Genomic DNA, 23748 nt, shown 5'->3' with positions numbered 1-23748 from the left:
TCTACGCGAGCCGGATCACGTTCCAGGACAGCGGCTCCAGGACGGCGGTCAGGGTGCCGTCCGTCAGGGTGGTGCCCTCGACCGTGTGCGGGGCGACCCGCTCGGGGTCGTCGAGAGTGTTGCGGGCGTCCGGGTCGGCGTCGGCGAGGACGCTGTGCTCGACGACCGAGGTCAGGTCGAAGCCGGCCAGGGCGACCTCCAGCGGGAGGGCCTCGGTGCGGCCGCGGTTGACGGCGAAGACGGTGACCGTGCCGTCGTCGGCGCGGACGGCGGTGGCGTGCAGCAGGTCGGCCTCGCCGTACTTCTTCGTGTCGTAGGTCGGGGAGTCGACGCGGACGTCGAGGACCTGGCCGCGGCCGTGCTTCGCGGCCTGGGCGAACGGGAAGAAGGTGGTCTGGCGCCAGGCCGGGCCGCCCGGCTCGGTCATGATCGGGGCGATGACGTTGACCAGTTGGGCGAGGCAGGCGACGGTGACCCGGTCCGCGTGCCGGAGCAGGGCGATGAGGAGCGAGCCGAAGACGACGGCGTCCAGGACGCTGTAGTTGTTCTCCAGGAGTCGGGGGGCCTCCGCCCAGTCCCGCGCGCCGGAGTTCTCGATCTCGTGCCACTCCGAGATGTACCAGACGTTCCACTCGTCGAAGGAGAGGTTGATCTTCTTCTTGGACTTGAGCCTCGCGCCCACGTGGTCGGCGGTGGCGACCACGTTCTCGATGAAGGACTCCATGTCGACGGCGGAGGCCAGGAACGAGTCGACGTCGCCGTCCTCGGGCTGGTAGTAGGCGTGCAGGGAGATGTGGTCGACCAGGTCGTACGTCTCCTTCAGGACCGTTGCCTCCCACTCGGCGAACGTGGGCATGGACTGGCTGGAGGAGCCGCAGACGACGAGCTCCACCCCCGGGTCCATCTGACGCATCGCCCGGGCCGTCTCGGCGGCGAGGCGGCCGTACTCCTGGGCCGTCTTGTGGCCGGTCTGCCAGGGGCCGTCCATCTCGTTGCCCAGGCACCAGAGCCGGATCCCGAAGGGGTCCTTGTCGCCGTGCGCGGCACGGAGGTCGGAGAGGGCCGTCCCGGCGGGGTGGTTGGCGTACTCCTGGAGTTCGAGGGCCTCGGCGACGCCGCGGGTGCCGAGGTTCACCGCCATCATGGGCTCCGACTGGGGGCCGACCTTGCGGAGGAAGCCGATGTACTCGGAGAGGCCGAAGCGGTTGGTCTCCGTGGAGCGCCAGGCCAGGTCGAGGCGGCGGGGGCGGTCCTCGGCAGGGCCGACCGAGTCCTCCCACTTGTAGCCGGAGACGAAGTTGCCGCCGGGGTAGCGGATGGCCGTCACGCCGAGTTCGCGGACCAGGTCCAGGACGTCCGTACGGATGCCGTCCTCGTCGGCGCGGGGGTGGCCCGGCTCGAAGATGCCGGTGTAGACACAGCGCCCGAGATGTTCCACGAAGGACCCGAAGAGCCGGGGGTTCACCTCGCCGACGGTGAAGGCGGGATCGAGGGTGAAACGGGCGGTGGTGCTCATGGGGTCCTCTCGGGGGTCTGTCTCGTCGCAGGGACTGTTCGACATGTCGAATAACGCCCGCGACTTCGAACGGAACCGTAGATTCGACGCGCGTGCGCGTCAATGGTTTGGGAGCCACCCGCATGACGCGGACAGTTCAGGGCCGCTAACCTCGGAACGCCGCCGAGCGGCCGACTCGCAGCGAGAAGGGGGAGGAGGAGAGGCGCGGTGACACACGCCCTCGCCCTCGACACGTACACCGACTCCTTCTGGATCGCGACCGCCGTGCCGGAGGTGAGGTAACTGAAGGAACGGATGACCCGGCAGCTCGACGCGATGCGCCGGAAGAAGGAGATGCGCCGGCTCGCCGGTGTCCTCATCGGCCCGATGCGCGCCCCGGTACCCGCCGATCCCGAGGCGCTGTTCGACGCCCTCGTCGACTCCGTCAGCCGGTGGCGGGGCCGTGAGGTCGTGGTGCGCCGGGAGGTCTTCCCGCCGCACACCGCGAGCGGGCTGTGGCTGGAGGCCGACACCCAGGACATCGTCGTCGTCGACAAGCGGGCCGCCGTATGGCACCAGATCGTGATCTTCTGTCATGAGGTGTGGCACATGCACCAGCAGGACGCGCACGCCCCGTCGCCGGTCGGCGAGGGCCCGCCCCGGACCGTCGCCGCGCGCACCGACTTCAGCCTGGACGACGAGCAGGAGGCCGACCGTTTCGGCATGCTGATGGGCGGTCGGCTGCGGCCCTGGCTGGAGGCCCCGGCGGATCCCGGCCCCGGAGCGGGCGAGGGCGCCGAGGACATCGCCGGACGCATCGGCGCCGCGCTCAACTACCGCGGGACCCGAAGATGAACGGCCTGATCAACTACGTCAGTTGTGGCGCGCTGTGGCTCGGACTCGTGGTGAAGGCCCCCGACCTGGTGCGCCACCGGCACGACCCCTATCTGCGGGCGATCTGTGCCGTCCTCGGCCTGGCCGGGGTCTGCTTCTTCCTCGGCGCCGAGCCGACGGTCGCCGCCGTCAACCACCTCAGCGGCATCCCCAACCTCGCCGCCCCGCTGACCTACGCGTCGATCACCGCGTACAGCGCCGCCTCCCAGGTACTGATCGTCTACTGGCGGGGCGGACCGCGGGTGCACCGCGTCACCCGCCGCTGGATCGTGGCGTACGCGTTCGTGCTGCTCGGCATCGCCGTCACCTTCGCCCTCGGTGACGCTCCGGTGGAGCGCCGCACCGACCTGGACACCTACTACGCGAGAACGCCGTACATCGGCGAGATGATCGTGCTGTACCTGGTCGGCCACCTCGCCGCGGTCAGCGTCACCTCGGTGTCCGCGCTGCGCTGGGCCCGCCAGGTGCGCGGCTGGCTGCGGGCGGGCCTGGTGGTACTGGGCTGCGGATCGCTGTGCAACGCCGGATACAGCGTGTCCAAGCTCGCCGCGGTGGTGGCCCGCTGGTCCGGACGGGACTGGTCGGGTCTCAGTACGACCGTCTCGCCGGCCTCAGCCGGGCTGGCCGCCCTGATGACGGTCGTGGGCATCCTGATCCCGCTGGTCGGACCCCGGACCACCCAGTGGCGGCGGGCGCGGCGGGACTTCGCGCGCCTGGAGCCGCTGGAACGGGAACTGGACGAGTTCCTCACCCGCCGCGCGCTGCGGCTGCCCCGGCCGCGCTGGTCCTCCCCCGTCACCCTGCTGGTGTGGCGGCAGACCAGCATCCACAACGCGCTCGGCAGCCTCGACGCGTTCTTCGACCCGGACCTGTACGAGCGGACCCTGGAGGCCGCGGCCCTGGAGGCCGCGAGCCTGAACACCGCGGGCCTGGAGACCGTCGCCCCGCGGCGGGCCGAGGCGACCGCGTGGGCCGCGGTCATCGCCGCGGCGGCCGTGGAGGAACGCGAGCGGGACAGCCCCCTGCTGCCGCCCGCGGCGACACAGCGCTGCCAGGACCGGGCGCCCGCCCCGGGCACCCTCGCGGACATCGCCGACGCGCTGGCCGCCTCCCCGCTCGTCGCGGCCGCCCGCGTCCGCGCCGGTACGACCCCCACTGGTACGGCATGAACACGGTGCCCGCGGCGCACCTCCCCCCACACCGCCGCACCCCGTCCGAACGGAGTTCCCGGGCATGAGCCTCGTCGTGTATCTGGCGGCAGCGGTCTTCGGACTGTCCTGCGCGGTCCTGTTCCGCCGAAGGCCGTCGGCAGCGTTACGGAACCCGCTGACCCTGTCCACCTGCGCGTCCATCGTCCTGGGCGCCCTCGTCCTGGTCTGCGCCGCCCCGGCGACCCTGGCCGCCGTCAACGAGGTCACCGGCGTCCCCAACTTCGGCGCCCCGCTCACCTACGGCATGCTCTCGGCGTACAGCTGCTCCCTGCTCATCCTGCTGATCAACTGGCGGGGCGGCTCGCCGGAGCGGATCCGGCGTCTGTCGCTGCGGGCGGTCGCCGCGTACGGCACGCTGATCGTCGTCATCGTCGCGCTGTTCACGCTGTCCGACGCGCACGTCGAGCGGCTCAACGACCTCGACACCTACTACGCGAACACCCCGTACATGCGCGAGATGATCGTGCTCTACCTGCTGGGGCACAGCGCGGCGATGCTGGCGATGTGCACGGTGTGCGTCAAGTGGGGCCAGGAGGTCACCGGGCTGCTGCGGGCCGGACTGTGGCTGATCCTCGCGGGCGCGGTGCTGGACCTGCTGGGTTTCCAGCTGGCCAAGTACACGGCCGTCGTGGCGCGTTGGGCGGGTCACGACCTCGATGTCCTGTCCACCGCGGTGGCCCCGCCGATGGCCGCGCTGGCCGCGCTGCTGTTCTCCGCCGGGTTCGTGCTGCCGAGGCTGCTGCCGCCCGCTCTCGCGCACTGGCACAGCGTCGAGGACCATCGCAGGCTGGCCCCGCTCTGGTGCCGGGTGCGGTTCGCCTCCACCGCCCCGAAGCCGCCCAGCGCCTGGTGGCAGTCGCCCCGGGACCGGCTGCGCTGGCGTGAGGTGTCGATCCACGACGCCCTGCTGGCGCTCGCGCCCTACTTCGACGACCGGATCCGCGAAGGAGCGTCGGACAGCGCCCTGCGCGCGGGACGTGACCCGCACGCGGCCCGCCTGGCGGGCGAGGCGGCGATGGTGACCGACGCCGCCCGCCGCGCCGCCGCCCGGGAGACGCCGCTGGTCACACCGAGCGCGTACCGGCTGTACGCCACGGAGGTCGCCGGCACCGGAGGGCTGGTGGAGCTGGCGCAGGCACTCACCCGTTCGGCCCACGTCAGCGCCGTACGCGAAGGTACGGTGAAGGCCACCCCTGGCTGAACACGAGGAGTTCCATGACGCGTAGAGCTGTCGTCATCGGTGCCGGCCTGGCCGGCATGCTGGCCGCGGCCGCGCTGTCAGGTACCGCGGACGAAGTCGTCGTCCTGGACCGCGACGACCTGCCCGACGGCCCCGACCACCGCAAGGGACTCCCGCAGGGCCGGCACGCCCACCTGTTGATGGCGGGGGGCCTCGCCGCCATGGAGGACCTGGTGCCCGGCGTCAGCATGCACCGGCATCTGCTCGACGCGGGCGCCCATGACATCCCCCTCGGTTCCGGCGTCGTGGCGCTCACCCCGGAGGGCTGGCTGCGGCGCTGGCGTCACGACGGTCCCCATATGCTCGCGTGCAGCCGGGCGTTGCTGGACTGGGCGGTGCGCACGGCGGTGCTGGAGCACACCGAGGTCGAGGTGCGCCGGGCACAGGTGGGCGAACTCACCGGCGAGGGCGGGCGAGTCACCGGCGTACGGCTGTCAACTCCTCGGGGAGAGACGGAACTTGACGCCGAGTTCGTGGTCGACGCCAGTGGCCGCGGCTCACGGGTCACGCACTGGCTGGAGCGCCTCGGCGTCGGGGACGTCCGTGAACGGACCGTGGACTCCGGGCTCGTCAACGCCACCCGGGTCTACCGCGTGCCCGAGGGCGCCGAACGGTTCCCGCTGACGATCGTGCAGGCCGACCCGTACGTGAACCGGCCGGGGCGCAGCGGGATGGTGCTGCCCATCGAGGGCGGCCGGTGGATGGTGAGCCTCGCCGGCACCCGCGGCGGTGAACCCCCGGCCGACCCCGAGGGGTTCCTCCAGTACACCCTCGACCTGCCGCACCCGATCGTCGGGCGGCTCATCTCCGGCGCCGAGCCGCTGACCGACGTGCACATCAGCCGCAGCACGTCCAACGTCCGGCGCCATCTGGAGAAGGTGCCCCACTGGCCCGAGGGGTTCGTGGTGCTCGGGGACGCGCTGGCCACGTTCAACCCGGCGTACGGGCAGGGGATGGCGGTGGCCGCTTTGGGGGCGCGGTTCCTCAGGGACGAGGTGCGGCGGTCCGGGCTGGGCTCGGTCGGGCTGGCGCGGCGGGTGCAGCGGGGGGCGGCGCGGTCGGTGGACGCGGCCTGGGCGATGGCCGTCGGGCAGGACGTCTGGTACCCGCGGACCCGGGGCCCCCGGCCGAACGCGGGCGACCGGCTGGTCACCCGCTACTCACGACGACTGACAAGGGCGGCGACGGGCTCGTACCGGGCGGCCGCCGCACTGTGGGACGTGACCAGCCTGACGGCGGGCCCGTCCCGGTTGCTCCACCCGGCAACCCTGCTGGCGGTCCTCAACGGCTCCCTGCTCCCGCCGCTGCGGGAGCCCCCGTTGAGCGCCGGTGAGCGTGAGATTCTGCGGGGGCTGGAGCGGGTGGCGGTCTGAGGGGCCCTTTCACTCTGAGCGCCCGGCGGGGACGCGCCTGGCGCGGGCGGTCGCTGCCCGCGCGAGGCGGTCAGCCCGCGAAGGCCGGCTGTGCCAGCCCCTTGCCCGCGCCCGGGGCCACCAGGAGGGAGCCCGCCAGTGGGTGGGGTGCGTCCAGGCCGACCCGGGCCGTGGTGATGTACAGGTCGGTCAGGTCGGGGCCGCCGAAGGCACAGGCCGTGACCCTGGGGGTCGGGAGTTCGATCACGCGGTCCAGGTCGCCGGCCGGGGTGTAGCGGCGTACCGCGGCGCCGTCCCACAGGGCCACCCACACGCAGCCGTCGGCGTCGACCGTGAGGCCGTCGGGGAAGCCCGCGCCGTCCTCGATCTCGACCAGGGTCCGGCGCTCGCCGATCCGGCCGTTCGTGACGTCGAAGTCGAAGACGTCCACGCGACGGGTCGGCGAGTCGACGTAGTACATCAGGCGGCCGTCGGGGCTCCAGCCCGTGCCGTTGCTGACCGCCACGTCGTCGAGGACCACGTCGAGGGTGCCGTCGCCGGTGATCCGGGACAGTGTGCCGCCGCCGGGTGCCTCGTCGTAGCGCATGGTGCCGGCCCACAGGGAGCCGTCCGGGGCGACGGCGGCGTCGTTGGCCCGGCGGCCGGGGACGGGCTCGTGGCGCAGCCAGCGGAAGGTGTCGTCGGGGTCGAGGAGGCCCACGCCGTCCCGGAGGTTGAGGACCAGACCGCCGTCGGCCCGTGGCTTCACCGCGCCGACGTGCTGCTCGGTCGTGCGGGTCGTGCGCCGGCCCGAGAGCGGGTCGTAGGTGTTGATCCGGGACCCCAGGATGTCTATCCAGAGCAGCCGGCCGGCCGCCGCGTCCCACGTCGGGCCCTCGCCCAGGGTGGCTTCCGCGCGGACGGCCACCTCGTACGCGTATGTCATGCCACCCTCCGGTGCCCGAGGCGCTCCGACAGCTCGGCGGCGCCCTTGGCGGCGAGCTGCTCCAGCTCGCCACGGCGCGCTTCGCTCCAGCGGATCATCGGCACCGAGATGGACAGCGCCGCGACGACCCGCCCGGTGCGGTCCTGCACCGGCGCGGCCACGCAGGAGACGTCCGGGTTGGACTCCTGGTTCTCCACGGCGATCCCGCGCTGCCGGATCTCGGCGAGGGCCTCACGCAGGGCGTCCGGGTCGGTGATGCTGTTGGACGTCATCGCGACCAGGTCGGTGCCCTCGGGGATGCGCGCGGTGAGCTCGTGGTCGGGGAGGGAGGCCAGCAGCATCTTGCCGACGGAGGTGCAGTGGGCGGGCAGTCGCCGCCCCGCCGCGGAGACCATGCGCACGGCGTGCGTGGAGTCCACCTTGGCGATGTAGATGACGTCGGTGCCCTCCAGGATGGCCACGTGCACGGTCTCGTCGCAGGTCTCGGCGACCGAGCGGGCGACCTGCTGGCCCTCGGCGGCGAGGTCCAGCTGCTCGGCGTACCGGCTCCCGAGCTGGTACGGGCGCACCCCGAGGCGGTAGCGTCCCGGCTGGCCCGGCACCTGGACGATGTAGGACCGGGCGGCCAGTGTGGTGACCAGCTCGTGCACGGTGGTGCGCGGCAGCTGCAGTCGCCGCACGATGTCGGGAGCGGAGAGCGTCCCGTCTCCGTCGAGGAAGAGCTCAAGAATGTCGAGAGCCCGGGTCACCGCAGGTACAAGGCGTCCCACGACCGGCCCCCTCCCTTGTTTCTCAGGCGTCTGTCGTCTCCCAGGCTGTTCGAGATTTCAACAGACGATCGGCATGACGAACACAGGCTAGTCATTGAGCTTTACCCGGGCAATGGGCAGACGCCTCACTTCCGCCCCACCTGTACAACCTTTTCTCCGCTCCACGGTCTTACTCGTGGAGATGTGGTGATGATCTTCGATGGTCACCCGGCGTCGAGCTGTGGAGTGGTTGATGAAGCGGGATTCCCTTTTACCGCGCCGAGTCCGTCTGAGACATGGCGCGGCGGCGGTCGCCCTGATGGCGCTGGGCGGCACCGGGGGCGGCTTGGCGGCCCTGCCCGCCGCGGCGGCCACCGCGGCGCCCGGCACCTCGGCCGCGGGCGCGGCGTGCGTACCGACGGCCGGTTTCACCGGCTGCCGGCTGTTCGACTTCACCGGCGCCAAGGCGAACTTCCAGGTCCCGTCCGGTGTGAACGCGCTGGACGTGCGGGCGTGGGGTCAGGGCGGCTGGGGCGGCCACACCGTGACCGGCGGCGCGGGCGGGTACGCCGCGGGCACGCTGAAGGTGACGCCCGGTGAGGCGCTGGCCGTCGCGGTCGGCGGATACGCCTCCGGAACGACCTTCGGCGACGCGCTCGGCGGTGCCGCGGGCGGCGGCTTCGCCCAGCGCGGCGGCAACAGCAGCGCCGTCCGCACCAGCGGCGGCGAGGCGCTCGTCGTCGCCGGCGCCGGAGGCGGCTCCGGCAACACCATGCCGGGCCCGGCCTACGGTGGTGCGGCTGGCGGCGAGAAGGGGCAGGACGCCTCCGAGACCGGCTTCGGCGGCAAGGGCGCGGACAAGGCCACCGGCGGTGCGGGGGCCGGCAACGGCGCCGCGGGAGCCGACGCCACCGCGGGCGGCCGCGGCGGGGAGGGCGGCAAGAGCCGTAACGGCGGTGGCGGCGGCGGTGCCGGCTACGCGGGCGGCGGCGGTGGCGCGGGCGCGGAGGACGAGAAGGCCAGCGGAAGCGGCGGAGGCGGCACCAGCTACACCGACCCCGCCCGGGTGACCGACGCGCGGCTGGTGGGCGGCAACCACAACGCGCCGCCCGCGAAGGACGACCCGTTCTGGTCGAAGGCGTCGGGGCGGGAGACCCAGGGGGTGGCCGAGGGCGGCGTCAACCTCGCCGGCGGCAACGGCCGGGCGGTCGTCCAGTGGAAGGGTGCCGTCGCGCCCGCGGAACTGAGCCCAACCTCCGCCGCGGAGCAGTCCGTCGAGCCGGGGGACGAGGTCCCGCCGCTGGGCGCGGTGGTCCGGGACAAGGACGGCCGCCCGGTCGAGGGCGTCTCCGTGAAGCTCGCGATCAACGACCCGGCGAACCTGGGCCTGAACTTCGGCGAGAGCGAGAACACCACGTCCGTCGTGCTGGCGACCGACGCCAAGGGCCGGGTGCAGACGCCGCCGATCCACACCAGCAGCAAGAAGGGCGACTTCACCGTCCGCGCGACGGCCCCGGGCGGTCTCTCCACCGACTTCACCGTGCACGTGCGGAGCCTGGCGAACGCGGTGGAGGCCGTCGCGGGCGACGAGCAGCAGGCCGAGGTGGGTCAGCCCTTCGCCGAGGCGCTGGAGGCCCTGGTGATCGACTCGGGCAAGCCCGCCGTCGGCACCACGGTGGACTTCGTGATCGACGACGCCACCAAGAAGGGCCCCCGGTTCGAGAACGGTGAGGTCGACGTCCAGGCGGTCACCGACGAAGAGGGCAGGGCCACGGCGCCCGAGCTGGTCGCCGGTAGGGCGACGGGCACGTACACCGTCACCGCGAAGGTCGAGGGCGGCGCCTCGGCCGAGTTCACCGTCGAGGTCGTCGAGGAGAACGACGGCCCGTCCGCGTCCCCCAGCCCGAGCCCGTCCGGCTCGGCCGACCACGGCACGGGGGTCACCGGCGGCACCGGGGACGACAACGGCACCGGGGGCACCGGCGGCTCCGGCACCAGCGACTCCTCGCCGCTGACGGGCGGCCTGGCCAGCACCGGCACGGGCGGCATCGGCCTGATGCTGGGCGCGGCGGCGGCCCTCGCGGCGCTGGGTGTCGCGGCGGTCCGGTTCTCGCCGCGGCTGCGGCTGCGGTTGCAGAACCGCCGGTGACCGGCTGACGCCGACGGTCCTACGACGACCGGGGCGCGGGGTGCTCGACAGTGCCCCCGCACCCCGGTCGTCCCGCGTTCGTCGTGTGGTTGGTCGTCGGTGTGGTTGGTCGTTGCTGTGGTTGGTCGTCGGTGTGGTTGGTCGTCGGTGTGGTTGGTCGTCGCTGTGGTTGGTCGTCGGTCCCGCCGCTGCGCGACGATGAACGGCATGCCCTCAGGAAACCGTCCGGCCGGCCCCTTCACCCCGCTCGACTTCCAGCTGGTCCTGCTGCGCCGCATGGCCGACCACAACCCGGACCTGGTCGAGAACGCCCGCCACGAGCTGGGCGTCTCGATCGCGGACATGCGCGAGGCCAACAAACGGTGGCAGGCGATGATCCGCTCCCCCCGGCCCCGCGCCGCCGCCTCTCGCTACCGCTCGATCCTCGGCGAACCCGAGTCGGTGCTCACCCGCACGGTGGGCGACCTGGAGTGCGAGGCCCGCCTGTGGCGCCTTCCCCTCTGGCCGGACCTGCGCTTCGAGATCCTCCTCACCCCGGACGGCACCGTCTGGAACGAGTGGCTGATCCGGGCCCCCGCCGCCGAGGGCCCCGCGCTGCGCACCCTCGACGACCTCACCCCCTGGTCCTGCACGGTCGACGAGGCGGCCCGCGCCTTCGCCCCCGCCCGCCCCCTCCAGGGCACCGCCCCGACCCGCTGGGGCCTGGCGTTCACCGCTCCGGACGCGCACGGCGTGCGATGGGAGTGCGCCGCCGAGTTCACCTGGGGCCTGCTGCAACGGGTGGCGGTCAACGACCGGGCGTCGGCGGGCGGGTGAGTTTGGCGGACACGGCGTCGAGGACCCAGTCCAGGCCGGTCGCGAAGGAGGTCTCGGCGTCCACGTCGGTGCCGTCGTGCACGGCCTTGCTCAGCGCCGGGAAGCGGCCCGTGGCCAGCATCCTCGTCACGTGCGGACCGGAGGCGCGCTGCCAGTCACGCTTGGACAGGCCCGTGGCGCGCTCGGCCCGCAGGTTCGCGATCTCGCGCCTGATCGCGCCGGTGACGTAGGCGCTGACGGTCTCCACGGCGCGCATGACGGTGTCGATGTCGGCGAGGCCGTCGAGGGCGGCCAGCGTGGCCTCGGTCACGGCGAGGCCGTTGGGGCCCAGGGCCGGGCGGCCGCCGAGCAGGTCGGCCAGCCACGGGTGACGAAGAGCGGTCTGCCTGGTGCGGTGGGCGAGGACGCGCAGCGCCTCCCGCCCGTCACCGGGCTGCTGCTCGGGGAGGATCTCGGCCTGGACCTCGTCCACCATGAGGTCGAACAGCTCCTGCTTGGTGGAGATGTATCCGTACAGCCGCATCGGGCCGGCGTTCAGCCGGGCGGCGACCTTGCGCAAGGACACCGCTTCCAGCCCGCCCTCGTCGGCCAGCGCGATCGCGGCGGCGACGATCCGCTCACGGTCGAGCGGCACGGGGCGGTTCGGCGGCTCCGGCCGGTCCCACACAGTCATGACCACACCGTACTATTGCGATACACCGTCACGAGACAATACAGTGTATCGACATGAGACATCGCATCGCCGTGGTCGGGAGCGGACCCGCCGGCCTCACCTTCGCCCGTGTCCTGCACCGCCATGGCTGTCCCGTCACCATCCTGGAACGCGATTCCGGCCCCGACGCCCGTCCACCTGGCGGCATGCTGGACCTGCACCAAGGGCTGGGCCAGCTCGCGCTGGAGAAGGCGGGGCTGTCGGCGGAGTTCCAGGCGCTGTCCCGCCCCGAGGGGCAGGCCATGCGCATCCTGGACACGGACGGGACCGTCCTGCGCGACTGGCGCCCCCGTCCGGACGACCGGGCCAATCCCGAGATCGACCGCGGGCAACTCCGTGACCTGCTACTCGGCCCTCTTGACGTCCAGTGGGGCCGGGGCGTGACGCAGGTGGAGCCGGGGGCCCCGGGCGGCGTCCTGGTCCGTTTCGCGGACGGACGGCAGGAGACGTTCGACCTCGTGGTCGGCGCGGACGGCGCCTGGTCCCGGGTGCGCCCGGCGGTCTCGCCGGCGACGCCGCACTACACCGGCGTCACCTCGGTCGAGGCCTCCCTCGACGACGTCGACACCCGCCACCCCGCCCTGGCCCGGTTGACCGGCGACGGTTCGTTGGCTGTGTACGGCGTGAACCGCTCCCTCGTCGCCCAGCGCAACAGCGGCGGCCACGTCAAGGTGTACGCCAAGTTCCGCGCGCCGCTGGAGTGGCACACGAACCTGGACCTGGCCGACGACGAGGCCGTGCGATCGAGCCTGCTGGCCCTGTTCGACGGCTGGGCCGCTCCCGTCCTCGACCTCCTCCGTCACGCCACCGCCTTCGTCCACCGGCCCATCCACGTCCTGCCCGTGGCCCACACCTGGACCCACGTCCTCGGGGTGACGCTCCTGGGCGACGCCGCCCATCTGATGCCGCCGTTGGGGGCGGGCGCGAACCTGGCGATGCTGGAAGGCGCCGAACTCGCCGAGTCCATCGCCACCGGCCCCGGAGATCTGGACGACATCGTCCGCGCCTTCGAGGAACAGATGTGGGCACGGGCCGGCCGGTGGGCGAAGATCACGACGGCCGGTCTGGAGCGCCTCGTGAGCCCGGACCCCGCCGAAGCCCTCGCCCTCTTCGAAGAGGTCCAGCCGTCCTGACGGCCGGCGCGCGTGGGCGCCGCGATACCGCCGAACGACGCAGGTGAACGCTCCCTCGGGGCACTCTTGAAAACAACTCAGGCGCCGCTGTCGATCCAGCCCCGTCCCGTTCGACATCCTGATGTAGGACGCCTCACCGTACGCGTACGAGGAGGCGACAGGACCTGACGAGGGAACCACACATGGATCAGCTGCTGCGGGTGCAGAACTTCACCATCTCCAGCGACGGCGTCGCCGCCGGCGAGGACCAGACCCTGGAGCGGCCCTTCGGCCACCACATCGATCCGGGAAAGCTCTTCTCCTGGGCCACCGCCACGGCGAGCTGGCCCAACCGCACCGAGCCCGGGGGCAGCCGGGGCCTCGACGACTACTTCACCCGGGACTTCAGCCACAACATCGGCGCCGAGATCATGGGCCGCAACAAGTTCGGGCCCCAGCGCGGCCCGTGGCTCGACGACGAGTGGCGCGGCTGGTGGGGTGACGAGCCTCCCTTCCACACGCCGGTGTTCGTCCTGACCCACCACCAGCGTCCCTCGTTCACGCTCTCCGACACCACGTTCCACTTCGTGGACGCCGACCCCGCCACCGTTCTCGCCCAGGCGCGGGACGCCGCGCAGGGCAAGGACGTCCGGCTCGGCGGCGGCGTGACCACCATCCGGGAGTTCCTCGACGCCGGCCTCGTCGACACCCTGCATGTGGTCGTCACCCCGGTGAAGCTCGGGACCGGGCTGCGCCTGTGGGACTCGCCCGACGAGCTGCTGGACCGGTTCCACATGGAGGCCGTGCCCAGCCCGAGCGGCGTGACGCACCACCTCTTCTGGCGCAAGTGACACGCCGGAGCGACAACGCGACGGCGGGGCCGGGACGCGTCGCGTCCGTTATCCGGCCGCGGTGAGGATCGCCGCCACGACCGCCGGAACCGACTGCGGATGCAGGTCCAGGAACAGGTTCGGCTCCACCAGCTCCAGCTCCATCACCCGCGGCCGGCCGTCCTCCCCGTCCACCAGGTCGACCCGGGCGTACAGCAGCTCCGGGTCGTCCGGTACGGCGGCCAACGCCTGTTCGGCCACGGCGAGTTCCTCCGGCGTCGGAGTCCACTGCTCCAGTCCCGGATGGGCGACCTTGTCGGCGTCGTAGGCGGTGCCGGAGGCGAGGACGGCGCGCTTGCGGCTGGCGTGCAGCAGCCGCCCGCCGTAGAACTGCAGCGCCCGCTCACCGTGCCGGTCGATGCCCCGCATGTACGGCTGCACCATCGCGATGAGCCCCTCCTGGTGCATGTGCGCGAGATGCCGTACGGCGGTGTCGTGCTGCTCGGGCGTGTAGCGGGCGGCGTACCGGGCACCGGCCCCGGAGGTCGGCTTGATGACGTACTCGCGGTCCGCGGGAAGGTCGGCGGGGTCCCCGGGGGCGAGGTAGCGGGTGGGGACGACGGGCACCCCGGCCGCCGCCAGCTCCCCTATGTACCGCTTGTCGGTGTTCCACCGCACCACCTCGGCCGGGTTGGCCAGCCGCGTCATCGCGCCGCACTTGAGCGCCCACGCCACGAATTCGGCGGCCCGCCAGCTGTAGTCCCAGGTGGACCGGATGACGGCCAGGTCGAACCCGGCCCAGTCGACCCCGGCGTCGTCCCAGACCACCGCTTCCGCCTCGGCCCCCGCCGCACGCAGCGCCGCCAACAGCACCGGCAGATCACGGTCCTTGCTGGGCTTGGGCCGGGGGTCGTAGGTGACGAGGGCGATACGGGGCACGGGCGGACTCCTTCTCGAACGGTGTGCGACTGGCAGGCTAACCGGGCCCCCGGAAACCCGATGACGGCGGCCTGACCGGGCGAGGGCTCACCACCCGAAGCCGCAATCTCGTTTCTCCGTTATTCCGGAATAACGTAGCCTAAGGGCCATGGCTGATGACTCCCTGGCGGAGCGACTCGCCGCGCTCGAAGAACGGGTGTCGCGGCTGGAGTTGGAACCGGCGGCGCTCCGGGACGACGTGTTCTGGGCGCTTGAGGGGCTCCGTCGACGGCTCGACGGAGCTGGGCACGTGCTGTTCACCGGCGCGCTGGATCTGCCCACCGGCGAACACTACGAATGGCAGCAGGGTGCGGCGACGGAGGGACTGCTCGAAGCCGACTGGGCGGACCACGCCGCGCCCTACGCCGCGCTGGGACACCCGGTGCGGCTCAGCCTGTTGCGCGCGGTGCTCCGAGGAACTCGATCCGCGACCGAGTTGCAGGAGACGGCAGGCCTGAACACCACCGGGCAGCTCTACCACCACCTCAAGCAACTCACCGCCGCCGGCTGGCTCCAGGCCGCCGGCCGCGGCCAGTACCGGGTGCCCGCGGACAGAGTGGTGCCGCTGCTCGTGCTGTTGTCCGCCGTGGTGCCGGCGCCGGACCCGAAGACGATGAAGGAGTAGTTCATGAACCGACGGAAGTTACTGGGCGTGACGGCGGCCGCGGTTGGGGGGCCGCTGGCACCCGGAACGGCCGCCGCGGCCGGGGACGACGAACTGGCCGCGCGGGTGCGGCGTCACCTGGACCGCGCACTGGCCGCCGACAGTCCCAGCGTGGTGTGCGGAGTCATCCGCGGTGCCCGGACACACATAGCGGGTGCGTCCCAGGACGGTTCGGCACCCGACGGCAGAACGGTGTTCCAGCTCGGCTCGATAGGCAAGACACTCACCGCCACGGCTCTCGCCCGGGCGGTCCACGCGGGCAGGACCCGCCTCGACGCGCCGCTCGTCCTGCCCCCCGGGTTCCCCGTCCCCCGCAAGGGCCCCCGACGGATCACCCTGGCCGACCTGGCGACCCACACCTCCGGCCTGCCCTCGCTGCCGCCGAACCTTCTCGCGGACGCGGATCCGTACGACCCTTACGCGCACTACACACTGGACGGCCTTGCCGCAGGACTCGCCGAGACAACCCTGAGCGCCGAGCCCGGCAGCGTCCACCAGTACTCGAACCTCGGATTCGGCCTGCTCGGCCAGGCGCTGGCCTTCGACGACGTCGACGCCATGCTGCGGCGCGAGGTGACGGCGCCGCTGCGCCTTCCCGACACGACGACGACCCTGAGGCCGGACATGGCCTCACGCAAGGCCATCGGTCATCTCGCCGGGGATCCCGTACCCGACTGGCACGATCGCGTCCTCAGCGGCGCGGGCACCTCCATCTACAGCACCGCGGGCGACATGCTCCGCTATCTCGGGGCACAACTGCGCCCGGGGCGCTCGCCGTTGCGGGACGCGATCGAACTGACGCAGCGCCCGCACTTCACCGTCGACCAGAAACTGCGGCTCGGGCTCGGCTGGCACCTCAGCACGCTGTCCGGCGGCCGGACCATGATCTGGCACAACGGCGGCACCGGCGGATTCAGCACCTGTGCGGCGTTCAGCAGGCAGAGCATGACGGCGGTCGTGGGGATGGTGAACACCTACAGCGAGGAGTCCGCCGGCGCACTCCGCCCGGTCGACGAACTGACCTTCTCCCTCCTCTCCGAACTCGAGGAGGGGTGAACCCGTTCGCGGGGCCGTCGGCCCGCCGGGGGCGGCACGTTCAAGGCTCCGTCGCCGCCCGGCGCCAGGACGCGGCCGATTCCTCCTGGTGATCTGAACCTGCCAGTCCACCCGCTCCCGCTCTACCGCTCCTCCTCCGGTTCCCAGTCCAGCAACCGCACCTTCGCCACCGTCCGTACATGCCGGCGCATCGCCGTCGCCGCCTGGCGGGGCTGCTGGTCGGCGATCGCGTCGAGGATGTCGTGGTGCTGGGCGAGGGAGCGGGCGGGGCGGCTGGGCTGGCGGAGGGACTCGGTGCGGCTCTCGGCGATCTGCTCGGCGATGGAGCGCATGAACTCGGCGAGCAGGCTGCTGTGGGCGGCCGCGGTCACCGCCGCGTGGAAGAGGCGGTCGCCCTCGATCCCGTGGCCGTCCGCCTCGATCTCCTCGGCCATGTGATCGAGCGCGGACCGCATCGCCGTCAGGTCCTGCTCGGTGCGGCGCTCGGCGGCCAGTTCGGCGAGCTTCGTCTCCAGGGCCTCGCGGGCCTCCAGGACGTCCGGGAGACGCCGGCGCCGTTCTACCATCCGCTCGACGGGCTCGACGTCCAGGCTGTCGCGGACCAGGTACGTGCCGCCGCCGTGCCGCGCCTCCACCAGGCCCTGTACCTCCAGGACCACGATCGCCTGCTTCACCGAGGCCCGGCTGACACCCAGCCGCTGGGCCAGGTCGCGTTCGGGCGGGAGGCGGTCACCGGCCTTCAGACCGCCCTCGGCGACGTACTGCCGCAGCCGGTCCAGCACCTGCTCGTAGAGGCGCTGTTTCGTCATGGGGCGCAGGGCGTCGGTCATGGGTCCCCCTCTCGTCGGGAGAGTAACACCGGGCACCGTCGTGGCCGAGTGGCTGAGCCAATTTTGACGCGCCCCCTTGACGGGCGGCCCGGCCGCACCCACTCTGATCGCCAACGTCTTCCAAGTGGCTCAGCCACTCAGCCACCTTCCTCTGCCCCGCTACCGCTCCGGGACCCAACGACGGGAGCCCGTATGTCCCCCGAACTCGTCTCGATCCTTGTCCTGGTCGTGGTGTTCGTCATCGCCACCACGCGTTCCGTCAACATGGGGGCGCTCGCCTTCGCCGCCGCCTTCGTGGTCGGTGAACTCGTCGCCGACCTCGACGCGGACGGCATCTTCGCCGGCTTCCCCGGCGACCTGTTCGTCGTCCTGGTCGGCGTCACGTATCTCTTCGCCATCGCCCGCGCCAACGGCACCACCGACTGGCTGGTGCACGCCGCGATCCGGCTGGTCCGGGGCCGCGTGGCGCTGATCCCCTGGGTGATGTTCGCCCTCACCGGCACGCTCACCGCGATCGGCGCGGTCAGCCCGGCCGCGGTCGCCATCGTCGCGCCGATCGCCCTCAGCTTCGCCACCCGCTACCGCATCAGCCCCCTGCTCATGGGCACGATGGTGGTGCACGGCGCCCAGGCGGGCGGCTTCTCCCCGATCAGCATCTACGGCACGATCGTCAACGGCATCGTCGAGCGCGAGCACCTCCCCGGCAACGAGCTCGCCCTCTTCCTCGCCTCACTGTTCGCCAACCTCGTCATCGCGGCCGTGGTGTTCGTCCTGTTCGGCGGGCGGGCGCTGTGGGCGCGCGGGGCGGTGGCCGCGGACGAGGCCTTCGACACCGGGGACGCAGCGAGCAACCCCGGGGAGGGGGCCTCCGCCTCCGGGAAGTCGACCGGGACCGGCGGGACCGCTGTGGCCGCCCCCGAGAAGGGGACCGTCGAGACCGCCCCGGCCGCCCCCGACCCCGCCCGCCTCACCCCCGCCCGCATCGCCACCCTCGCCGCGCTGGTCGCCCTCGTCGTCGCGGTCCTCGTCTTCGACCTGGACGCCGGGCTGACCGCGATCTCCCTCGCCGTGGTGCTGAGCGCCGCCTGGCCGGACGACAGCCGCGCCGCGGTGGGCCAGATCGCCTGGTCGACGGTGCTGCTGATCTGCGGTGTCCTGACGTACGTGGGTGTCCTGGACCAGATGGGCACCATCAAGTGGGCCGGTGAGGGCGTCGGCGGCATCGGCGTCCCGCTGCTGGCCGCGGTGCTGCTGTGCTACATCGGCGCGCTGGTGTCCGCGTTCGCCTCCTCCGTCGGGATCATGGGCGCGCTGATCCCGCTGGCCGTGCCGTTCCTCGCCCAGGGCGAGATCGGAGCGGTCGGCATGGTGGCCGCGCTCGCCGTGTCCGCGACCGTCGTGGACGTCAGCCCGTTCTCGACGAACGGCGCGCTGGTGCTGGCCGCGGCTCCGGACGTCGACCGCGAGCGTTTCTTCAGGCAGTTGATGGTCTACGGGGGCATCGTGGTGGCGGTGGTACCCGCGGTGGCGTGGCTGGTGATGGTCGTGCCGGGCTGGGGGTAGGCCCGCGGACCGTAACAGCCCGTATCTGTTCAAAGTGAAGGAGTACGACGCGTGTCCTCTCTGTTCCCGGCCCTGACCGAGGGCCCGACCGACGCCCCGACCGATCGCCCCGCCCTGCGGTTCGGCGACCGCTCCCTGACGTACGCGGAACTCGGCGCCGTCGCCGACGCGCTGGCGCACCGGCTGACCGGCCACGGCCGGGTGGCCGTCTGGGCGACCGCGGAACTGGAGACCGCGGTCGCCGTGGTGGCCGCGCTGCGGGCCGGTGTCGCCGCCGTGCCGCTCAACCCGAAGTCCGGGGAGAAGGAACTCGGGCACATCCTCACCGACAGCGCGCCCGCCCTGGTGCTCGCCGCGCCCGGCGACGAACTCCCCACCGCCCTGGCCGGCTTGACCCGCCTCGATGTGAGCATCGACCCCGCCGCCGCCGACGCGGCGGCCACCGGCCCGCTCCCCGACACCCACGCGTCCGACGAGGACCCCGCCCTCGTCGTCTACACCTCCGGCACCACCGGCCCGCCCAAGGGCGCGGTGATCCCCCGCCGGGCCATCGCCACCACCCTGGACGCCCTGGCCGACGCCTGGCAGTGGACCGGCGCCGACGTGCTGGTGCACGGGCTGCCGCTGTTCCACGTCCACGGCCTGGTCCTGGGCATCCTCGGCCCGCTGCGGCGCGGCGGATCCGTACGCCACCTCGGCCGCTTCAGCACGGACGGCGTGACGCGCGAGCTGACCGACGGCGCGACCATGCTGTTCGGCGTTCCGACGATGTACCACCGGATCGCGGAGACCCTCCCCGACGAACCCGCGCTCGCCAAGGCGCTGAGCCGGGCCCGGCTGCTGGTCTCCGGCTCCGCCGCGCTGCCGGTGCACGACCACGAGCGGATCACGACCGCGACGGGGCAGCGCGTCATCGAGCGGTACGGCATGACCGAGACGCTCATGAACACCAGCGTCCGCGCGGACGGCGAGGCCCGCGCCGGAACCGTCGGCGTCCCGCTGCCGGGCGTGGAGCTGCGGCTGGTGGAGGACGACGGCTCACCGATCACGTCGTACGACGCCGAGACCGTGGGCGAGATCCAGGTGCGCGGCCCGAACCTGTTCACCGGCTACCTGAACCGCCCCGACGCCAGCGCCGCCGCGTTCACCGCCGACGGCTGGTTCCGCACCGGGGACATGGCGGTGCGCGACCCCGACGGCTACGTCCGCATCGTCGGCCGCAAGGCCACCGACCTGATCAAGAGCGGGGGTTACAAGATCGGCGCCGGGGAGATCGAGAACGCGCTGCTCGAGCACCCGGGCGTGCGGGAGGCCGCGGTCACCGGGGAGCCGGACGCCGACCTGGGCGAGCGGATCGTGGCCTGGGTGGTGCCCGCCGACCCCCAATCACCCCCGACGGTGCAGGAGTTGGCCGACCATGTGGCCCGGCGTCTCGCCCCGCACAAGCGCCCCCGGGTGGTCCACCACCTGGACACCCTCCCCCGCAACGACATGGGGAAGATCATGAAGCGGGCGCTGGGTCATGGCTGAGCGGATGACCGCGCGCGAGATCCTGACCCTCGTCACCGACGAGGGCACCTTCACCGAACTCCGGTACCCGGCACGGGACGGCGGCCCCGACGGACCACTCGGCTGGCGGGGCTACGACGCCTCACGCGAGCGGGCCGCCGAACGCACCGGCGAGCAGGAGTCCGTCGTCTGCGGCATCGCGCACGTCGAGGGCGTTCCGGCGGTCCTCGTCTCCTTCGAGTTCGGTTTCCTCGGCGGCTCGCTCGGCGAACGCACCGGCGACCGGCTGGAGGCCGCGTACACGTACGCGCGCGAACACCGTCTGCCGGTGGTCCCGCTGATCGCGACCGGCGGCAGCCGGATGCAGGAGGGCATGCTCGCGCTGACCCAACTCCAGCGGGTGGCACGGCAGTCGACGCTGACCCGGGAGGCGGGGCTGGCGCAGATCGCGGTGCTGCGGGACCCGACGACCGGCGGCGGCTGGGCCACCCTGGGCGCGGGCGCCGACGTGATCCTCGCCCTGCCCGGCGCCCAGGTCGGTTTCGCGGGCTCCCGGGTCCGGCCCCCGGACGCGGACCCGGCGGCGTACTCGGCCGAGGCGCAGGTGGCGGCGGGCTCGGCGGACGCGGTGGTGGCCCCCGAGGAGCTGCGTGGCACCCTCGGCCGGTGGCTGCGCCTGCTGACGGCACCGTCCCACGAACCCGCGCCGGTCCCCGGCCCGCTCGGCGCGACGGACCTCCCGGCCACCGGATGGGACGCGGTACGACGGGCCCGCGCACCGGAACGCCCGCGCGCCGAACGCTACCTGGACGCCTACTTCGCCCACCGCCTCCCGATCAGCGGCGACCGCTGCGGCGGCACCGACCCCGAGGGTGTGCGGTGCGGCTTCGGCGAGCACCAGGGCCGTACGGTCGCGTACGCCGCGCAGACCGGGACGGCGACCCGCCCGGCCGGTTACCGCACCGCCGCCCGGCTGATCCGCCTCGCGGACCGGCTCGGCATCCCCGTGCTCACCCTGGTGGACACTCCCGGCGCGGCCAACGACGCCGAGGCCGAACGGCAGGGTGCGGGCGCGGCGATCGCGGACGTGTTCGCCGCGGTGGCCGCCGCGCGCACGCCGATCACCACCCTGCTGATCGGCGAGGGCGGCTCCGGCGGCGCCCTGGCCCTGGCCGCACCGGGCAACACCTGGGCCACGCCGGACAGTTACTTCTCGGTCATAGCCCCCGAGCTCGCGGCGGCGATCCTGAAGCGTCCGGAAGGGGAGATCGAGGCGACGGCGGACCAACTCCGCATCCGGCCCCAGGACTTGGCCGAACTGGGCGTGGTCCGGCATGCGGCAGGCGACAACCTCCAGTACCGTCCGTAACAATAGAGACGCTCAGCGCTGCGAGAGCAGCGCGGGCGCGGTACGGGACGCGAGACAGGACGACGGGGGCGCCATGGAACGCTTGGTCGAGTTCGAGACCGCCGACGGCGCCGTGGTGTCGGTCGAGTCCGCGGAGGAACGGTCCGGCTCCCGGCTGGTCTCCCGAGGCGACGGCACGGTCCAGGCGACCCGCACCTTCGAGGGCGCCCTCGAAGGGGTGCGGGCCGCCGCCGACTCGGCGCTGCGCGTCTTCAGGGACGGCACGCTGCGGCCGGACGGGATCGAAATCGAGTTCGGGGTGAAACTGTCCGCGGAGACCGGCGCGATCATCGCGAAGGGGACGGCGGAGGGGCACCTGGTGGTGAAGCTGAGCTGGTCGCCGGCGGCGGCCACGGAGGCGCGCTCGTCCGCGGCGACGGCTGCGACGGATACGTCCGCGTCCACGGCTGCGATCGGCACGCCCGGGCCCACAGCGGTCGTTACGCCTCCGTCCTCGCCGCCCTCCCGGACCTCCCCGTCCGCGCCGGAGCCCAGCTCGGCCTCATGAACAGCGCCGAGTGGCACGCCCGCATCGAGTGCGGGGGCGAGGTGGCGGGGGCGGGCTTCCTGGTGTCGCCGAGCAAGGTGCTGACCTGTGCCCATGTCGTGCGGAGACAGAGCGCGGGGCTGACCGTGACGTTCACGGAACGCCCCGGCACGCCCGCCGTCCCGGCCCAGGTGGTCGCCCACGGCGGCTGGGCGGGCGGTGACACCGACCCGGGGGACCTGGCAGTCCTTGAGCTGGACCGGGAGATGCCGATCGCCCCGGCCGCACTGGCGCCCGTCGGCACGGCACACGGTGTGACGGTCCCCCGCAAGCTCGTCGTGTACGGATTCCCGGTCGGCTTCGACGAGGGCACCCTCGCCGAGTACCGCATCACCGCCCCGCAGTTGATCAACCGGGAGTGGATCCAGCTGGAGGCCTGGCAGGCCGGGGGACAGCCGCTGGCTCCGGGGTTCAGCGGCTCGGCGGTCACGCTGGTCGACACCGGCGAAGTCGTCGGCATGGTCACGGCTCAGGGCGCACCGGGCGTGTCCAACGGGCGGATGATGCCTACCGAGGTGATGGTCCGTTACTGGTCCGACCTGGAGGGCCTGGTGCCGACCGCGGACCATGCCGGCGCCGACCGGGCGCGGCTGCGCGGGCTGGTGGAACGGGCGGTCCGCGCGGGAGTGGAGTGTGATCCGGTACGGCTCTACACCGCGGCCGCCGACCCGTTCGACCCGCTGCCGCCCGAGGAGGGCTTCGACTCCCTCCGGTCGGCGGCGCTGTTCGTGCTGTGCGAACTCGACGGGCCCGGCGCCGCGGGAACCGTCGCCCGTTTCGCCGACCGGCTCGAAGCCCTGTTCCAGGCCCCCGTGCCCGCCGAGGAAAAGGGCCCCGACTGGTCGCCCATCCTCGTCGAGCTGGCGCACAGCGGCGCCGGTGACGACCTGGTCCGGGTGGAAGTGTCCGCGTACAGCGGAGGACACCGCCACCCCGTCGACTCGGACACGGTTCCGCAGCCCCGGCTGCGCGCCTACGTCCAGGACCGGATCGAGGCCGCGTTCCGCTGCCTGACGCCCGGCGCCGACGAGTTGATCGCGTTCGCGCTGCCCCGTGACTGGCTCGACTGGCCGGTCGACCGCTGGGAGAGCGCCCCGGACGACGACACCCCGCTCGGCTGCCTCTATCCGCTGGTCGTCACCGACCACGCCCGCCGCAAGACCAGCACCCGGCATGTCCTGACCCGCGCCTGGAAGCGTCTGGACGCCTCCCCGGGCGCGCGGGTGCACCGCGTCGAGTGCGTCGGCACGGAGGAACCTGGCCGTCTCCGGATGCGTCTACGCAGACCCGACGCCTGTCTCGCCGGTTTCGCCGCCGCGCCGACCGCGACCCGCACCCGCCCGCAGTTCGACACCTCGCTCACCGCCCCGGCCCCGGTGATCATGTGGTCGCGCAGCGGCTGCGGCGCCGGACAGGACATGGACTGCGGGGGCACGGCCGACGGCTGCGCCGGCACGTCGTTCCTGGACGAACTCGACGCCCACGTCGCCCACGTACCGCCCGCCGAACTCCCTCGGCACGTCCTGATGCTGCGCGAGGAGGCCGACGCCGAGGACGGCCACTGGGCCCGCGACATCCAGCTGCTGTGGGACGACCCGCGCTGTTTCACCGACCCGCACGACAGCACCGCGCATGTCAGATCCCCCGTGACCTGACCGGCGCTCGGTGAGCGGCCCTCGGTGAGCCA

At 72.8% G+C, this 23748-nt stretch carries 21 protein-coding genes; 15 read left to right on the top strand and 6 right to left on the bottom strand.

Annotated elements, in window-relative coordinates:
* Position 1: 1 nt before the first annotated feature.
* Positions 2-1516 (bottom strand): alpha-N-arabinofuranosidase, encoded by a 1515-nt coding sequence (locus ACFYRY_RS10645; RefSeq protein WP_389142296.1) that lies wholly within the window; start codon positions 1514-1516, stop codon positions 2-4.
* A gap of 315 nt (positions 1517-1831) precedes the next feature.
* On the opposite strand from ACFYRY_RS10645, the gene ACFYRY_RS10640 reads away from it, so the two are divergent.
* From ACFYRY_RS10640 to ACFYRY_RS10625, 4 genes are all read left to right on the top strand, one after another.
* Positions 1832-2350 carry a toxin gene (locus tag ACFYRY_RS10640; protein WP_389143718.1) on the top strand — a complete coding sequence of 173 codons (519 nt, stop codon included), beginning with the start codon at positions 1832-1834 and terminating at the stop codon, positions 2348-2350.
* On the top strand, positions 2347-3558 hold the full coding sequence (locus ACFYRY_RS10635) for an MAB_1171c family putative transporter (protein ID WP_389142294.1): 1212 nt from the start codon (positions 2347-2349) through the stop codon (positions 3556-3558). The genes ACFYRY_RS10640 and ACFYRY_RS10635 overlap by 4 nt, the downstream gene beginning before the upstream one ends.
* A gap of 64 nt (positions 3559-3622) precedes the next feature.
* Complete coding sequence (locus tag ACFYRY_RS10630) at positions 3623-4801, top strand: MAB_1171c family putative transporter (protein WP_389142292.1); 1179 nt, start codon at positions 3623-3625, stop codon at positions 4799-4801.
* Positions 4802-4815: 14 nt separating this feature from the next.
* Positions 4816-6213 (top strand): NAD(P)/FAD-dependent oxidoreductase, encoded by a 1398-nt coding sequence (locus tag ACFYRY_RS10625; protein ID WP_389142290.1) that lies wholly within the window; start codon positions 4816-4818, stop codon positions 6211-6213.
* 70 nt (positions 6214-6283) lie between these two features.
* On the opposite strand, the gene ACFYRY_RS10620 is transcribed toward ACFYRY_RS10625, so the two are convergent.
* Both ACFYRY_RS10620 and ACFYRY_RS10615 read right to left on the bottom strand, forming a co-directional pair.
* Positions 6284-7138: an SMP-30/gluconolactonase/LRE family protein gene (locus ACFYRY_RS10620; RefSeq protein WP_389142288.1), complete on the bottom strand. Its 855-nt coding sequence runs from the start codon at positions 7136-7138 to the stop codon at positions 6284-6286.
* On the bottom strand, positions 7135-7908 hold the full coding sequence (locus ACFYRY_RS10615; protein ID WP_389142286.1) for an IclR family transcriptional regulator: 774 nt from the start codon (positions 7906-7908) through the stop codon (positions 7135-7137). The genes ACFYRY_RS10620 and ACFYRY_RS10615 overlap by 4 nt, the downstream gene beginning before the upstream one ends.
* Before the next feature lie 298 nt (positions 7909-8206).
* Here ACFYRY_RS10615 and ACFYRY_RS10610 point away from each other — a divergent pair, with 298 nt between their 5' ends.
* On the top strand, positions 8207-10036 hold the full coding sequence (locus ACFYRY_RS10610) for a hypothetical protein (RefSeq protein ID WP_389142284.1): 1830 nt from the start codon (positions 8207-8209) through the stop codon (positions 10034-10036).
* A gap of 207 nt (positions 10037-10243) precedes the next feature.
* Entirely contained in the window at positions 10244-10852 is a 609-nt protein-coding gene (locus ACFYRY_RS10605) for a hypothetical protein (protein ID WP_389142282.1), read from the top strand.
* Here the strand turns inward: ACFYRY_RS10605 and ACFYRY_RS10600 are convergent.
* Positions 10824-11525, bottom strand: coding sequence for a TetR/AcrR family transcriptional regulator (locus tag ACFYRY_RS10600; RefSeq protein WP_389142280.1), 702 nt, complete (start codon positions 11523-11525; stop codon positions 10824-10826). The genes ACFYRY_RS10605 and ACFYRY_RS10600 overlap by 29 nt on opposite strands.
* A 53-nt stretch (positions 11526-11578) precedes the next feature.
* Here ACFYRY_RS10600 and ACFYRY_RS10595 point away from each other — a divergent pair, with 53 nt between their 5' ends.
* Positions 11579-12697 (top strand): FAD-dependent oxidoreductase, encoded by a 1119-nt coding sequence (locus ACFYRY_RS10595; protein ID WP_389142278.1) that lies wholly within the window; start codon positions 11579-11581, stop codon positions 12695-12697.
* Between the two features lie 182 nt (positions 12698-12879).
* Complete coding sequence (locus ACFYRY_RS10590; RefSeq protein WP_389142276.1) at positions 12880-13527, top strand: dihydrofolate reductase family protein; 648 nt, start codon at positions 12880-12882, stop codon at positions 13525-13527.
* Positions 13528-13575: 48 nt separating this feature from the next.
* Here ACFYRY_RS10590 and ACFYRY_RS10585 read toward each other — a convergent pair whose 3' ends face one another.
* Positions 13576-14445 (bottom strand): RimK family alpha-L-glutamate ligase, encoded by an 870-nt coding sequence (locus ACFYRY_RS10585; protein ID WP_389142274.1) that lies wholly within the window; start codon positions 14443-14445, stop codon positions 13576-13578.
* A gap of 148 nt (positions 14446-14593) precedes the next feature.
* Between ACFYRY_RS10585 and ACFYRY_RS10580 the strand changes: the two genes are divergently transcribed.
* Together ACFYRY_RS10580 and ACFYRY_RS10575 are read left to right on the top strand one after the other, a co-directional pair.
* Entirely contained in the window at positions 14594-15109 is a 516-nt protein-coding gene (locus ACFYRY_RS10580) for an ArsR/SmtB family transcription factor (RefSeq protein ID WP_389142272.1), read from the top strand.
* A gap of 3 nt (positions 15110-15112) precedes the next feature.
* On the top strand, positions 15113-16204 hold the full coding sequence (locus ACFYRY_RS10575) for a serine hydrolase (RefSeq protein WP_389142270.1): 1092 nt from the start codon (positions 15113-15115) through the stop codon (positions 16202-16204).
* A 122-nt stretch (positions 16205-16326) separates the two neighbouring features.
* Here the strand turns inward: ACFYRY_RS10575 and ACFYRY_RS10570 are convergent, their stop codons facing one another.
* On the bottom strand, positions 16327-17034 hold the full coding sequence (locus ACFYRY_RS10570) for a FadR/GntR family transcriptional regulator (protein WP_389142268.1): 708 nt from the start codon (positions 17032-17034) through the stop codon (positions 16327-16329).
* Positions 17035-17226: 192 nt separating this feature from the next.
* Between ACFYRY_RS10570 and ACFYRY_RS10565 the strand changes: the two genes are divergently transcribed.
* From ACFYRY_RS10565 to ACFYRY_RS10545, 5 genes are all read left to right on the top strand, one after another.
* Positions 17227-18597: an SLC13 family permease gene (locus ACFYRY_RS10565; RefSeq protein ID WP_389142266.1), complete on the top strand. Its 1371-nt coding sequence runs from the start codon at positions 17227-17229 to the stop codon at positions 18595-18597.
* Between the two features lie 51 nt (positions 18598-18648).
* Positions 18649-20127, top strand: a complete 1479-nt coding sequence (locus ACFYRY_RS10560; RefSeq protein ID WP_389142264.1) for an acyl-CoA synthetase — start codon at positions 18649-18651, stop codon at positions 20125-20127.
* Positions 20120-21475 (top strand): carboxyl transferase domain-containing protein, encoded by a 1356-nt coding sequence (locus ACFYRY_RS10555; RefSeq protein WP_389142262.1) that lies wholly within the window; start codon positions 20120-20122, stop codon positions 21473-21475. The genes ACFYRY_RS10560 and ACFYRY_RS10555 overlap by 8 nt, the downstream gene beginning before the upstream one ends.
* 73 nt (positions 21476-21548) lie before the next feature.
* Complete coding sequence (locus ACFYRY_RS10550; protein ID WP_389142260.1) at positions 21549-22022, top strand: CU044_2847 family protein; 474 nt, start codon at positions 21549-21551, stop codon at positions 22020-22022.
* On the top strand, positions 22019-23716 hold the full coding sequence (locus ACFYRY_RS10545) for a trypsin-like peptidase domain-containing protein (protein ID WP_389142258.1): 1698 nt from the start codon (positions 22019-22021) through the stop codon (positions 23714-23716). Before ACFYRY_RS10550 ends, ACFYRY_RS10545 begins: the two co-directional genes overlap by 4 nt.
* The last annotated feature ends 32 nt before the right edge of the window (positions 23717-23748 follow it).

The sequence above is a fragment of the Streptomyces sp. NPDC005263 genome (assembly GCF_042872365.1).
GTDB lineage: Bacteria > Actinomycetota > Actinomycetes > Streptomycetales > Streptomycetaceae > Streptomyces.
The sequence above is the reverse complement of the archived record's forward strand: the minus strand, read 5'-3'. Positions and strand labels throughout refer to the sequence as shown.

Coding starts and splice junctions, on each gene's coding strand:
- ACFYRY_RS10645 (WP_389142296.1), bottom strand. CDS start 1,516: ATGAGCACCACCGCCCGTTTCACCCTCGATCCCGCCTTCACCGTCGGC.
- ACFYRY_RS10640 (WP_389143718.1), top strand. CDS start 1,832: ATGCGCCGGAAGAAGGAGATGCGCCGGCTCGCCGGTGTCCTCATCGGC.
- ACFYRY_RS10635 (WP_389142294.1), top strand. CDS start 2,347: ATGAACGGCCTGATCAACTACGTCAGTTGTGGCGCGCTGTGGCTCGGA.
- ACFYRY_RS10630 (WP_389142292.1), top strand. CDS start 3,623: ATGAGCCTCGTCGTGTATCTGGCGGCAGCGGTCTTCGGACTGTCCTGC.
- ACFYRY_RS10625 (WP_389142290.1), top strand. CDS start 4,816: ATGACGCGTAGAGCTGTCGTCATCGGTGCCGGCCTGGCCGGCATGCTG.
- ACFYRY_RS10620 (WP_389142288.1), bottom strand. CDS start 7,138: ATGACATACGCGTACGAGGTGGCCGTCCGCGCGGAAGCCACCCTGGGC.
- ACFYRY_RS10610 (WP_389142284.1), top strand. CDS start 8,207: ATGGCGCTGGGCGGCACCGGGGGCGGCTTGGCGGCCCTGCCCGCCGCG.
- ACFYRY_RS10605 (WP_389142282.1), top strand. CDS start 10,244: ATGCCCTCAGGAAACCGTCCGGCCGGCCCCTTCACCCCGCTCGACTTC.
- ACFYRY_RS10600 (WP_389142280.1), bottom strand. CDS start 11,525: ATGACTGTGTGGGACCGGCCGGAGCCGCCGAACCGCCCCGTGCCGCTC.
- ACFYRY_RS10595 (WP_389142278.1), top strand. CDS start 11,579: ATGAGACATCGCATCGCCGTGGTCGGGAGCGGACCCGCCGGCCTCACC.
- ACFYRY_RS10590 (WP_389142276.1), top strand. CDS start 12,880: ATGGATCAGCTGCTGCGGGTGCAGAACTTCACCATCTCCAGCGACGGC.
- ACFYRY_RS10580 (WP_389142272.1), top strand. CDS start 14,594: ATGGCTGATGACTCCCTGGCGGAGCGACTCGCCGCGCTCGAAGAACGG.
- ACFYRY_RS10575 (WP_389142270.1), top strand. CDS start 15,113: ATGAACCGACGGAAGTTACTGGGCGTGACGGCGGCCGCGGTTGGGGGG.
- ACFYRY_RS10570 (WP_389142268.1), bottom strand. CDS start 17,034: ATGACCGACGCCCTGCGCCCCATGACGAAACAGCGCCTCTACGAGCAG.
- ACFYRY_RS10565 (WP_389142266.1), top strand. CDS start 17,227: ATGTCCCCCGAACTCGTCTCGATCCTTGTCCTGGTCGTGGTGTTCGTC.
- ACFYRY_RS10555 (WP_389142262.1), top strand. CDS start 20,120: ATGGCTGAGCGGATGACCGCGCGCGAGATCCTGACCCTCGTCACCGAC.
- ACFYRY_RS10550 (WP_389142260.1), top strand. CDS start 21,549: ATGGAACGCTTGGTCGAGTTCGAGACCGCCGACGGCGCCGTGGTGTCG.
- ACFYRY_RS10545 (WP_389142258.1), top strand. CDS start 22,019: ATGAACAGCGCCGAGTGGCACGCCCGCATCGAGTGCGGGGGCGAGGTG.